Annotated in this window: 13 protein-coding genes; 12 read left to right on the forward strand and 1 reads right to left on the reverse strand. The window is 64.2% G+C overall.

Annotated features, from left to right (window positions below; translation table 11 throughout):
* Window positions 1-310 precede the first annotated feature (310 nt).
* Entirely contained in the window at window positions 311-2,278 is a 1,968-nt protein-coding gene (locus tag VGG53_RS17830; RefSeq protein ID WP_331519410.1) for a heavy metal translocating P-type ATPase, read from the reverse strand.
* A 93-nt stretch (window positions 2,279-2,371) separates the two neighbouring features.
* Between VGG53_RS17830 and VGG53_RS17835 the strand changes: the two genes are divergently transcribed.
* The 12 genes from VGG53_RS17835 to VGG53_RS17890 form a co-directional block, all read left to right on the forward strand.
* A complete protein-coding gene (locus VGG53_RS17835) occupies window positions 2,372-2,755 on the forward strand; it encodes a metalloregulator ArsR/SmtB family transcription factor (protein ID WP_331519411.1) in 384 nt (127 codons plus the stop codon).
* A gap of 164 nt (window positions 2,756-2,919) precedes the next feature.
* On the forward strand, window positions 2,920-3,522 hold the full coding sequence (locus VGG53_RS17840; RefSeq protein ID WP_331519412.1) for a TetR/AcrR family transcriptional regulator: 603 nt from the start codon (window positions 2,920-2,922) through the stop codon (window positions 3,520-3,522).
* A 57-nt stretch (window positions 3,523-3,579) separates the two neighbouring features.
* Complete coding sequence (locus tag VGG53_RS17845; protein ID WP_331519413.1) at window positions 3,580-4,275, forward strand: hypothetical protein; 696 nt, start codon at window positions 3,580-3,582, stop codon at window positions 4,273-4,275.
* A gap of 255 nt (window positions 4,276-4,530) precedes the next feature.
* Window positions 4,531-6,063 (forward strand): MorD protein, encoded by a 1,533-nt coding sequence (locus VGG53_RS17850; protein WP_331519414.1) that lies wholly within the window; start codon window positions 4,531-4,533, stop codon window positions 6,061-6,063.
* A gap of 22 nt (window positions 6,064-6,085) precedes the next feature.
* Window positions 6,086-6,889, forward strand: a complete 804-nt coding sequence (locus tag VGG53_RS17855) for a CbbQ/NirQ/NorQ/GpvN family protein (RefSeq protein WP_331519415.1) — start codon at window positions 6,086-6,088, stop codon at window positions 6,887-6,889.
* A 26-nt stretch (window positions 6,890-6,915) separates the two neighbouring features.
* The gene (locus VGG53_RS17860) at window positions 6,916-7,044 is read left to right on the forward strand and encodes a hypothetical protein (RefSeq protein ID WP_331519416.1); all 129 of its coding nucleotides are present in this window, start codon (window positions 6,916-6,918) and stop codon (window positions 7,042-7,044) included.
* Entirely contained in the window at window positions 7,041-7,763 is a 723-nt protein-coding gene (locus VGG53_RS17865; protein ID WP_331519417.1) for a hypothetical protein, read from the forward strand. The genes VGG53_RS17860 and VGG53_RS17865 overlap by 4 nt, the downstream gene beginning before the upstream one ends.
* A gap of 19 nt (window positions 7,764-7,782) precedes the next feature.
* Entirely contained in the window at window positions 7,783-8,214 is a 432-nt protein-coding gene (locus VGG53_RS17870; protein WP_331519418.1) for a hypothetical protein, read from the forward strand.
* Between the two features lie 76 nt (window positions 8,215-8,290).
* Window positions 8,291-8,620, forward strand: a complete 330-nt coding sequence (locus tag VGG53_RS17875) for a hypothetical protein (RefSeq protein WP_331519419.1) — start codon at window positions 8,291-8,293, stop codon at window positions 8,618-8,620.
* Window positions 8,617-9,465, forward strand: a complete 849-nt coding sequence (locus tag VGG53_RS17880; RefSeq protein WP_331519422.1) for a sulfurtransferase — start codon at window positions 8,617-8,619, stop codon at window positions 9,463-9,465. Before VGG53_RS17875 ends, VGG53_RS17880 begins: the two co-directional genes overlap by 4 nt.
* Window positions 9,466-9,642: 177 nt before the next feature.
* Window positions 9,643-10,863, forward strand: a complete 1,221-nt coding sequence (locus tag VGG53_RS17885) for an acetyl-CoA acetyltransferase (RefSeq protein WP_331519420.1) — start codon at window positions 9,643-9,645, stop codon at window positions 10,861-10,863.
* Window position 10,864: 1 nt separating this feature from the next.
* Window positions 10,865-12,259, forward strand: a 1,395-nt coding sequence (locus VGG53_RS17890; protein WP_331519421.1) for a carotenoid oxygenase family protein, incomplete at its 3' end; no start/stop codon positions are given.

Raw genomic sequence — 12,259 nt, forward strand, 5'->3', positions numbered from 1 at the left:
TGCTCCAACGCGCCTTTAACGCGCTACCGCTGGATGAGGCTGTAGCCGCAAGCTACGGCCAAATCGCTGCTGCGGCCGTGGATGCTGGGCGGCGGCCGCGAGCACGATCCATGGATCTGCTCATCGCAGCGACCGCTCACGCACACTCGGCCAGGCTCTACACACGCAATATCAGCGACTTCCACGGCCTTGACGGCCTAATAGAGGTCGTTGCGGCGTAGTCCGGCATCAAGGCAGATTTTCCGGAAACCCGATTCTGGACAATTGAACCGGACATGGCTTCAACGCGGTCAACAGAACCGTTCGCGACTTAGGCGGCCGGCAAGGGCGCGGTAGTCCAGGCGCGCTGGGCAAGAAGGCGCATCCCGTTGAGTCCGACGATTACGGTCGACCCCTCGTGCCCAGCGACGCCGAGCGGAAGGGGTAAGTGTCCCAGTAAGTCCCAGAGGACGAGTCCGGTGATGAAGGTAGTCGCGATGGCCAGATTGGCGACCACGATGCGGCGGGCGCGACGCGAAAGTGCGATCACCGCGGGGAGGGTGGCCAGGTCGTCACGGACGATGACGGCGTCGGCGGTCTCAAGGGCCAAATCGGATCCGGCGCGGCCCATAGCAACGCCGGTGTGCGCCGCGGCCAGCGCGGGGGCGTCGTTGACACCGTCCCCGACGAGCAACACGCGCCGCCCGGCGTCCTCAATCTCGCGGACAGCACTGACTTTGTCTTGCGGCAGCAGCCCGGCGCGGACGTCGGTAATTCCGATTTGCGCGGCGAGTGTGGTTGCGGCACGGCGGTTGTCACCAGTCAGCAGAACCGGCGCGGTGCTGGTGAGGGCGGTCAGTTCGGCAACGGTGTCGCCGGCACCGGGACGCAGTTGGTCAGCTAGTGCCAGGATGCCGGCTGGTACACCGTCGGCGACGAGGATGACCACCGTCTTGCCGGCGGCCTCCAAGTCGGCCACCGCGGCGGCCATCGGGTTCGACTTATCAGCGTCGGACAGCAGATGCCCCGGGCTACCGACCTCGACGGTCTGACCGTCGATAGTGGCACGGACACCGTGTCCGGGTGCGGAATTGAAATCCTGGGCCGTGGGCAGCGGCAGGCCACGTTCGGCGGCGGCGGCCACGATCGCCTGTGCCAACGGGTGTTCGCTGGGGTGTTCGGCAGCCGCGGCCCAGGTAAGGATGGTGTCGTGGCATGTCTCGCTGACTGTTTCGACGTCGGTCAGTTGGGGCGCTCCCCGGGTCAGGGTGCCGGTCTTGTCGAACGCCACGGCCGTGATCGAAGCGAGTTGTTCCATCACGACCGCGGACTTGACCAGGACGCCGTTGCGTCCGGCAGTGGCCATCGCCGCCAGCAGCGGTGGCATGGTCGCCAGCACCACCGCGCACGGGGACGCGACGATCATGAAGGTCATCGCCCGCAGCAGCGCCGGCTGCAACGCAGCGCCGAGTGCGAACGGAACGAAAAAGACCGCTAAGGTCGCGGCCACGACCCCGATCGAGTAGTACTGCTCGACTTTCTCGATGAACAACTGGGATTTAGCCTTGGTGGCCGAAGCCTCCTGCACCATGGCCACGATGCGGGCGACGACGGTGTCCGCGGCAGCCCGGTCGACCCGAATCCGCAGCGCTCCAGTGCCATTCAGTGTGCCGGCGAACACTTCGTCGCCAGGGTTTTTGACCACTGGTAATGGTTCACCGGTAATCGATGCCTGATCCACGTCGCTGGCCCCGGAGACAACCTGCCCGTCACCGCCGATCCGCTCACCGGGGCGCACCACGATAACGTCCCCGACCGATAGAACGGCCGCATCGACCACGGTCTCGTGGCCGGATTCGGCGATCACAGTGGCACTTTCGGGGGCCAGATCCAGTAGGCTGCGCACCGAATCGGCGGTTCGCTGAGTCAAAAAGGCTTCCAGCGCACCGGATGTGGCAAAGATGACGATCAACAGGCCGCCGTCGAGGACTTGCCCGATCGCAGCGGCGCCGACCGCGGCCACGATCATCAATAAATCGACATCAAGGGACTTTGCCCGTAATGCCTGCACTCCGGCCATCGCGGGTTCCCAGCCACCGCTGGCATAGCACGCCAGATACAGCGCCCACCACAACGACGCCGGTGCGCCACCGAATTGGGCGGCCAAACCGAACACGAACAGGACCGTCGACACGGTTGCCCACCGGACCTCGGGCAGCGCGAAAGGGCGTGTTCTGGTTCTCGGTTGGCGATCGGGGACGACTACGACGCGGGAGTGGTCCAGGACCGGAGGCGACATCGGGAACTCTCCACAATTGGTAAGACGGCAGGGCATCGCCACCATACCAACATATGAACACGTCTTCATAGGATCATTAGGTAGGATCCAGCAATGGGTCACGGCATCGAGGGCAAATCCACCCCGCCCGCGCAACTCGACGCCGAGTCCGCGGCATCGGTCGCGGCGACACTGCAAGCACTGGCGACGCCGAGCCGGCTGCGGATCTTGACCCGCTTGCGCCACGGCGCGTGCTCGGTCAACGACCTCTCGGCGGCCGTGGAGATGGAACAGTCCGCGGTGTCCCACCAGTTACGCCTGCTGCGCGCAATGGGATTGGTCACCGGCGTCCGAAACGGTCGCAGCGTGATCTACGCGCTCTACGACAACCACGTCGCTATGCTCCTCGATGAGGCCGTTTACCACATCGAACATCTCGGGCTGGGCGTCCCAGATGAGCCCTCTGTGACCGCCTCTGCTCACCAAGATGGGCAATGACTTCTGCGCCGGCGCGCATCCCAATCCATTCGTCGGCATCGTGTCGAGCTCGCCTGACCAACAGCACTGACTAAAGTCAACGGGATGTACCGCGCGGCCGGTCGACGCGCCAGCTATCCTGCACAGGAGTTGGGCATCCGGACCAGAGGAAACGGAAACGGACTATGGCAATGGTGGAAAAGTCGTCGGCGCGCGAGACCAAGCGTCTGCAGACTCGGGAGCGCCTACTGGGAGCTGCCATCGCCGAGTTCAAACGCGCGGGCATGGCAGACGCCGACGTCGGGTCTATCGTGACGGCCGCGGGAGTCGCACACGGCACCTTCTTCTTTCATTTCCCGACGAAGGAACATGTGCTGTTGGAACTCGAACGGCGCGAAGAAGAACGCATCGCCAAACAGCTCGACCGCTATGTGGGCGCCGTGCACGATCTGTCCTCCACCCTCAAGGAGGCGGTTCGACTCATCCTGGGCCTGGAGCGCCGCCTCGGCGCCAGTCTCTTCAAAGACTTTCTTGCTCTGCACTTCTCACAGACTCGCCCCGCCGACGAAAGCAAAGAGCATCCGGTCATCGTGCGGGTCGCCCAAGAGATCGAGCAGGCTCAGCGCCTGGGTCACGTTGCACCGGAGGTTGTTCCGGTGAACAGTGCCGTGTTCTTCCTGCTTGGTCTGTATGCGTTGCTGACCACGACACACGATTGGCCTGCCCAGAACGCGATGCTCGACGACTACGTGGCCAGCACGCTGCGCAGCCTCGGCCGTGGCAATTGATTGACGATAGTCAGTCTCTGCGGGAAGATCGGCGCAGCCGATCGGTAGGAGGAATCCTTGAATCCGCCCACGTTGACCGCGACAGGCAGCCAACTCGACGAACACTTCGAGCAGTCGCGCCTCGCGCAGCGGCAGGCCGACAAGTGGCTCATCTCGGGCAGTATCCTCATCGGCACCGCGGCCCTCGGCATCTTCGGTCTTCCGCTGTTTCTCCGCGGGGTGTGGTTGCTGCGCAAGGCCCAGCGCGACGGCCTGTCGGTCCGGCCGATGCTGGTGACGTTGCTTGGTTATCTGGTCATCATCGACGCCGCCATCAACACAGTCGGGTGGGCGCTCGACCTGGTCGCCAATCACACCATCCTGGCCCGAATCCTGTTGAACGGCTGGGGCGCCATGTTCGACGCCGGCTACTTCTGGCACTACAACGAGCTGTGGGTCGGCGGTGCGGCAGGGCCGGGCGAGAAGGCCCTCGAAGTGGGTCTGATCCTCACCGTGTTCACCATGCGAATCGCGGCCGCGATCGGCTTCCTGCAGATGAAGCGATGGGGTCACCAATGGATGGTGATCACCTGTTGGATGGGCGTGCTGATCTGGTGCGTCTACGTCTTCAACATGACGATGTTCGCTGACGTGCGCTACGCCGGGGTGATCCTCCCAGTCGTCGGCTGGTGGCTCTACGACATCTTCTACATCACCCCATTCCTCGCGATTCCCTACCTGCACTCCGTCAACCGCGAGATCTTCACCGACTGACTTTCTCCGATTATTGACTTCTATCATTGACTCTGGTCAGTAGGCGCGCTACAAAGGTGACGAAGTTGATCGCCACCGCCGTGCGCGGTCTGGAGGTCCCGTGACGCGATCGCGCGCGCCACAACCCAAAAACAAGGAGGTCTGACGTGGACTGGATCTGGGAGATCCTGCGCTATGTCGCAGCGTGGGGAGGGACGGGCCTGGTCATCTGGTTCTGGTACTGGATGTTCTCGAATCTCGGCACGTTCTGAGCCGATGATCGAGCTTTCCGGCGCACATGCAATCGCGATTGAACGTAGTTGCGCGGTAACGGCTGTCGCCCTCAGCGGTCGGCGCCGCGCGGGTGTGCGCCTGGTGACAGGTGAGCATCGTCAGTTCGGGCTGAGCTCACAACTCGATTTCGTGCACGTCCCGTATCCGTCGATCGGAAGGGGCTGGACCCGCAGGACCCTGACATGTGGTGTGGCACTGCAATGTTCACCGTCAAAAGAACGACTCGTCACGTTTCGGCTGAACGAGCTGTCGGCGCGCGAACTGCGTGCGATCACGCTCGTCGAGGCCAGTGTGGCCCTGGGATGGATCGCGTCCAACTGGCCTGGACTGCTCGTTGAAGCGCACCGGATGGTGCCAGAACTTTCGGCGCTGCCCGCCGACACGGATGCCGGCGAGCTGGTCAACCGTGCGATCTCGATGTCACGCAGCGCTGCGGCGCTGAGCGTTCATCCACTCTTGGGTAGATTGCCGCTGGCCTACACGGCACCGCGGGATTTGTCCGACAAGCTGCGGCGCAGCTTCGGCAGAATGCCTTGGACTACAACGCAAAAACGCCGGCCGCGCCCCTACTCCGTTCCGGTCGGCGGCGACGGCGGCGTGCGCAATCCCAACCTGCCGCCGCCCAGCCGCCCTCAGGACAATGACCTCGATATCACGCCACAGCACCGGCCGGGCATCCCCTACCCCGAATGGAATTCCTGGACAGCGAGTTTCATGCGGGACCATGTTGCCGTTCTCGAACGCGTGCATGCCACCCAGACGCGTTCACCGGGGCCCGTGTCCGCAGAGCTCCGGAGGTGGTTTGAACAACACACCCACCGGGCGATGAAGAACCGCCTCGAGGACGGCGGCGACCTCGATGTCGAGCAGTACGTGCGCCACTACATCGACCTCGCGACCGGCCAGGCGATCCAACCGCGGATCTTTCGCGACTTGCTGCCTACTAGCCGCGACGTCACAACGGCGCTATTGCTCGACGGCAGTTCATCGTTGGGTGTGCACGGCGGACGGATCTTCAAACTGGAGTTGGCCTGTGCCGACGCTCTGTCGAAAGCGATGACGCTCGCGCGGGAACGCCACGGAATCTTCGTATTCACCGGCAACACCCGACACCGCGTCGAAGTCAGCTGTCTCAAAGACTTCGAGGATCGGCGGTTCGTGCCGCCAGGACGACTCGGTCTGGCCACCGGCGGCTACACCAGGCTCGGTGCACCGTTGCGCCACTTGACCAGTCGGCTTCTTGCTCAACCCTCCGAGCGGCGGCTGCTCATCGTGATCGGCGACGGTCTAATCTCCGACGAGGGTTACGAGGGCCGCTATGCCTGGGCCGATGTCGCGCATGCGGTCGAGGAAGCCAACGATGCGGGCGTCTCCATCTACTACCTAGGTGTCGGGCCGACCCGTGTCGACCCGCTTCCCGAGGTGTTCGGACCCTCTCGCTCCCAACGCATCCGGCAGGTCGAGGACCTTCCGCGGGTACTGGCCCATGTCCATCGTGAGCTCGTAGGCGCGTGACCGGCAACACGCTGAGGAACACATGACCCCCGACACCTATTACTCGAACGGCAACGAAGTCCAGTTGTTCGAGCAGGCGTATCACCAGCGGCTGCCGGTGATGCTCACCGGCCCGACCGGCTGCGGGAAGACCCGGCTGGTCGAGCACATGGGCCTCCTGCTGAGCCGACCCGTGGTCACTATCAGCTGCCATGACGATTTGACCAGTTCGGACCTCGTAGGCAGGTTCATGGTGACCGGCGGCGACGTGGTGTGGACCGACGGCCCGCTGACCCGGGCGGTGAAGGCCGGCGCGATCTGCTACCTCGACGAGGTCGTCGAAGCACGCCACGACTCGCTGGCCATCCTGCATTCGCTGACCGACCATCGCCGTGCTCTCTACCTCGACCGGGCAGACGAAGTCGTCAAAGCGCCGGAAACCTTCATGCTCGTCTGCTCCTACAACCCCGCCTACCGCAGTTCGCTGAAGGAACTCAAGCCGTCCTTCCGCCAGCGCTTCGTCACGCTTCCGATGAGGTATCTACCCGCGGACCGCGAGGCCGAGGTGATCGTCGCCGAAGCGGGCATCCAGGCTTCGATTGCGGGAAGGCTCGTTGCCTGCGCCACCGCCATCCGGACCGCCGACCACGCCTTCCACTTCGAGCCGCCGTCGACGCGCGTCCTGGTCACCACTGGCCGGCTGATCGCCGCCGGCGCAACCGAATTAGCGGCGGCCGAAGCATGCATCCTCGCGCCATTGTCAACCGACGGTGCCATCAGCGACGGCTTACGTGAGGTCGCTGCCGCCAGCCTCGCCACCGCCGACAGCTCGCACACGACTCACTAGCAGAACCGGGAAGGGACTCAACCACCATGGACCAGAAGGAACGACAGCGCAAGAAAGCACTCATCATCCTGCAGATCGTCATCTACGGCTACCTACTGGTGATGTTTGGGATTCAGCTCTACATGTCCTTCGCGCGCGGCTGGTGGGAATTGTGAATTTACCTCTACTGAACCGGCTTTCGGGCGGCAAATCAGCACGCGATGAATCGGTCAGCATCGAGGACCACCATGACGAATCCCGTCTGGCACAGCGCCGGGCCGACAAGTGGATGATTGTTGGCGCCGCCCTGATGGGGATGTGGGCGCCGGGCCTGATTGGCTTCCCCATCTTCATTCGCGGAGTTTGGCTGCAGCGCCAGGCTCTACGGGCGGGTCTGTCGGTGCGGCCGATGATCGTCACCTTGATCGGCTATCTCGTGCTGATCGACGGCACCCTCAACAGCCTGGGCTGGGCGTTGGATCTAGTCGCCAATCACACGTTGATCAACCGGGTGCTGATGGTGGGCTGGGGCAACATGTTCGACGCCGGCTACTTCTGGCACTACAACGAACTTTGGGTCGGCGGCGCCGCCGGTCCCGGTGAGAAAGCCTATGTGGCAGGACTGATCCTGACGGTGTTCGCGATGCGCTGTGCCGCGGCGATCGGATTCCTGCAGATGAAGCGGTGGGGCCACCAATGGATGGTCATCACCTGCTGGATGGGCGTGGTGATCTGGTGCGCCTACGTTTTCAACATGACCATGTACGCCGACGTGCGTTATGCGGGCGTGGTATTCCCCGTCATCGGCTGGTGGCTCTACGACATCTTCTACATCACCCCGTTCCTGGCCATCCCGTATCTGCACACGGTCAACCGCGAAATCTTCACCGACTGAACAGTTTAGGAGCACGGCTGTGACTTCACCCGCATCCGCACCGGCGTCCACCGAAGGCAACGACCCGGCCGACGATCTGCCCCCTGGCACCACGCCGTACTACGCCAGGATGCACAAATACATCAAGCGGGCCGTCATCGTCTGTCTGGTCGCCCTCGTCGTCGAAGGCGCCTTCACCCTGCCCTTCATGGCGGTCTACTACGGCTATCCGACGCTGAGCCTGACCCAGATCTGCAGTGAATTGCTCAAGGTCCGCTACTCCGACGACACCTTGGAATGCAAGGTTCCTTATCCGATGCTGGGGCCTCCGGAGGGCGCCGAGGGCAAGGACACCGCGCGGGACCAGTGGGGCATCCAGCCGGTTCCAAAATATCACCGGCTCGGGTTCCGCGAACTGGTGCGCATCCATGACGCGCGTGCGGCCCGGCAACATGGCGCTCCGGCTCCGTGACGTTGTGAACGGGCCGACCAGCTTGCCCATCGAGTTCGGCTGATGCCCGGCGGGCACTCATGAAATGATGCGCGATATGTTCGACCGCTTCATTTTCCCCGTTGCGGCTATCGCACTCATCGCGATCGGCTTGCCGTCACCGGCTTATGCGGATCCACAGTGTCCGTCCAGCGGCTGTCCGCATGCCCCCAGCAACAGCCCGTCGTACAAGGACGGTTACAAGACCGAACACGACTATTTCTCGGTCCCGCAGAATCACGCGTATCTCAACAGCGAGATGAAAAACGGCTACGACACCGGGCTGGTCTGCCAGACAGAGATGAACGGGGGTCCGCCGCCGCCAAACCCGACTGACTGGATCAGTGGCTGCGTCGACGCGTTACACGATTTGGGATTCAAGCCATAAGCACGCCCTCGCAGGTGCTGATCACAGTCGCTGAGTTGGCCGAGCTCATCGGTGCCGGCGGACCTGTCACGGTCCTCGACGTGCGCTGGCGGCTCGACGAACCGGACGGCCGCGCCGCATACCTGCGCGGCCACATCCCCGGCGCGGTGTACGTCTCGCTCGAAGATGAACTCAGCGACCACAGCATCACCGGACGGGGACGGCACCCGCTGCCGTCCGGGAGCAGCGTCGAGGCTTCCGCGCGTCGTTGGGGCATCCGCCACGGCGTGCCCACCGTCGTCTACGACGACTGGAATCGCGCGGGTTCGGCGCGGGCCTGGTGGGTGCTGACCGCGGCCGGGCTCGCGGACGTCCGAATCCTGGACGGCGGCCTGGCTGCGTGGCGGGCGCCCGGAGGCAGCCTGGCAACCGACTCGGTTACGCCGCCGCCGGGCGACGCGACCACGCTGCACGGCGATCTGTATACCGGCGCATTGCCGACCTTGACCGCGGAGCAAGTCGGCGATTTCACGCTGCTCGACGCGCGCGCACCCGAACGCTTCCGCGGCGAGGTCGAGCCGATCGATCCCGTTGCCGGGCACATCCCCGGCGCCAAAAACCTGCCCAGCGGCAGCGTACTCAATGGTGACGGGACGTTTCTGTCACACGACGCGCTGGCCCAACTGCTCGCCGAGCACAGCATCGACGACCCGGGCCGATTGGGTGCGTACTGTGGCTCCGGTGTCACGGCCAGCATCACGGTGGCGGCGCTCGCCGCGCTGGGTTACCAGGCAGCGTTGTATCCCGGCTCATGGTCGGAATGGATTTCGAATCCCGCCAACGCCGTTGCCCGCGCAAATAGGTAGTCCGGTTTCGCGGAAAGAGGTTTGTCGCGCACCGTCGACGGCAATGCGCTTGGGGAGGTGGACGCGTTGGTCGACCATCGCGTTCGCTTAGGTCTCGTTGGTTCAGCCGAGAGCTTACGAGACCGTCTCTAATTTTTTGGGTGATCGTCACTCTTTTAGTTGTAGTAACGTACGGCTATGGACACTGATGTCTGGATCCTCGGCGGCTACCAAACCGACTTTGCCCGAAACCTCAGCAAAGAAGGGCTCGACTTCGCGGATCTGACCCGCGAGGTCGTCGACGCCACCCTCGCTGCGGCCAAGACCGACGCCGGCGACATCGGCGTCGTTCACGTCGCCAACGCATTCGGCGAAATGTTCGCCGAACAAGGTCACCTCGGCGCCATGCCGGCCACCGTGTGCGATGGCCTGTGGGACACACCAGCGTCGCGACACGAGGCCGCCTGCGCGTCGGGCAGCGTGGCCGCGCTGGCGGCGATGGCCGACCTGCGGTCGGGCAACTACGAGACCGCCTTGGTCCTCGGCGTCGAGCTGGAGAAGACAGTGCCCGGCGACACCGCGGCGCGTCACCTCGGCGCCGCAGCCTGGACTGGGCATGAGGGGGCAGACGCGAAGTTCCTCTGGCCGTCGATGTTCGCCACGGTCGCCGACGAGTACGACCGCCGGTACGGGCTCGACGAAACCCATCTGCGGGCGATCGCGCAACTCAACTTCGGCAATGCACGACGAAACCCCAACGCGCAGACCAGGGAATGGACCGTCCCCGACCCGATCGGCGACGACGGCGAAAGCAATCCGCTCATCGAAGGCCGGCTACGGCGATTCGATTGCAGCCAGATGACCGACGGCGGAGCGGGAGTCGTTCTGGTCACCGACAAATACCTGCGCGACCATCCCACTGCGCGGCCGGTCGCCCGCATCGCGGGCTGGGGACATCGCACAGTCGGGCTCGGCTTGGAGCAGAAACTCGACCGCGCAGCCGACGACCCTTACGTCATGCCGCATGTGCGAGCGGCCGCGCTCGACGCGTTGCGACGCGCGCAAGCCACGCTCGACGATCTGCACGGCATCGAAGTACACGACTGCTTTACTCCCAGCGAGTATTTGGCGATCGACCACATCGGCCTGACCGGCCCGGGCGAGTCGTGGAAGGCCATCGAAAACGGCGAGATCGAGATCGGCGGGCGCCTGCCGGTCAACCCGAGCGGCGGGCTGATCGGCGGTGGCCACCCGGTCGGTGCGTCCGGAGTGCGCATGCTCCTCGACGCGGCGAAACAGGTCAGCGCGACGGCCGGCGACTACCAGGTCGAAGGCGCGAAAACCTTTGGCACGCTCAACTTCGGCGGCAGCACCGCCACCACGGTCAGCTTCGTCGTCAGCGCCGGCGAAGGATCCTGAGATGGACGTCGAACTCGTCGGCAAATTCCTGTCGACCCTGCCCGAAGACGACGACCACCCGTACCGGACCGGGCCGTGGCGACCGCAGACCAGCGAGTGGGACGCCGACGGCCTGATCGCTGTAGAGGGCGAGCTTCCCCGCGACCTCGACGGTGTCTACCTGCGCAACACCGAGAACCCACTGCACCCGGCGCTGAAGACCTACCACCCGTTCGACGGCGACGGCATGCTGCACATCGTCGGATTCCGTGATGGAAAAGCCTTCTACCGCAACCGCTTTGTCCGCACCGACGGCTTCCTGGCCGAGAACGAGGCCGGCGAGCCGCTGTGGCCGGGGCTGGCCGAACCGGTGCAGCTGGCCAAGCGCGACGAGGGCTGGGGTGCTCGCACCCGGATGAAGGACGCGTCGAGCACTGACGTGATCGTGCACCGGGGCATCGCGCTGACCAGCTTCTACCAGTGCGGTGACCTGTACCGGGTCGACCCGTTCTCGGCCACCACACTGGGCAAAGAGACCTGGAATGGACACTTCCCGGTCGACTGGGGTGTATCCGCCCACCCGAAGGTCGACCCCAAATCCGGTGAGCTGCTGTTCTTCAACTACAGCAAGCAGGCACCCTACATGCATTACGGCGTGGTCGACCAAAACAACGAACTGGCGCACTACGTCGACGTCCCGCTGCCCGGGCCGAGGCTGCCGCACGACATGGCCTTCACCGAAAACTACGTCATACTCAACGATTTCCCGCTGTTCTGGGATCCGGGCCTGCTCGCACACGATGTGCACCTGCCCCGGTTCTACCCCGACATGGCGTCGCGCTTCGCAGTGCTGCCGCGCCGCGGCCGCACCGGCGACATCCGCTGGTTCGAGGCCGACCCGACGTTCGTGCTGCACTTCACCAACGCCTACGAAGACGGCGACGAGATTGTGCTCGACGGCTTCTACGAAGGCGCGCCGCAGCCCGTCGACACGGGTAGTCGGCTTGGCCCCGAAAAATCCCAGTGGGACAAGCTGTTTCGCTTCCTCGCACTGGATCGCCTGCAAGCGCGGCTGCACCGGTGGCGGTTCAACCTGGCCACCGGCGAAGTCAAGGAACAGCAGTTGTCGGAATCCATCACCGAATTCGGGACGATCAATCCCGACTACGCCGCAACCAACTACCGCTACACCTACGCCGCCACCGGCAAGCCGGGCTGGTTCCTGTTCGACGGGTTGGTCAAGCACGACCTGCGGACCGGCGGCGAACAGCATTACACGTTCGCCGACGGGGTTTACGGCAGCGAGGCCGCGATGGCCCCGCGACCCGGCACCACCGCTGAAGACGACGGTTACCTGATCACGCTGACCACCGACATGGAGGCCGATGCGTCCTACTGTGTGATCTTCGACGCCGCC

The organism is Mycobacterium sp., assembly GCF_036490025.1.
In the GTDB taxonomy this organism is placed as follows: domain Bacteria; phylum Actinomycetota; class Actinomycetes; order Mycobacteriales; family Mycobacteriaceae; genus Mycobacterium.

Bases quoted from the DNA above. Each gene is read 5' to 3' on its own strand.
- VGG53_RS17850 (WP_331519414.1), top strand. From the start codon at position 4,531: ATGATCGAGCTTTCCGGCGCACATGCAATCGCGATTGAACGTAGTTGC.
- VGG53_RS17835 (WP_331519411.1), top strand. From the start codon at position 2,372: ATGGGTCACGGCATCGAGGGCAAATCCACCCCGCCCGCGCAACTCGAC.
- VGG53_RS17840 (WP_331519412.1), top strand. From the start codon at position 2,920: ATGGCAATGGTGGAAAAGTCGTCGGCGCGCGAGACCAAGCGTCTGCAG.
- VGG53_RS17875 (WP_331519419.1), top strand. From the start codon at position 8,291: ATGTTCGACCGCTTCATTTTCCCCGTTGCGGCTATCGCACTCATCGCG.
- VGG53_RS17860 (WP_331519416.1), top strand. From the start codon at position 6,916: ATGGACCAGAAGGAACGACAGCGCAAGAAAGCACTCATCATCCTGCAG.
- VGG53_RS17885 (WP_331519420.1), top strand. From the start codon at position 9,643: ATGGACACTGATGTCTGGATCCTCGGCGGCTACCAAACCGACTTTGCC.
- VGG53_RS17830 (WP_331519410.1), bottom strand. From the start codon at position 2,278: ATGTCGCCTCCGGTCCTGGACCACTCCCGCGTCGTAGTCGTCCCCGAT.
- VGG53_RS17855 (WP_331519415.1), top strand. From the start codon at position 6,086: ATGACCCCCGACACCTATTACTCGAACGGCAACGAAGTCCAGTTGTTC.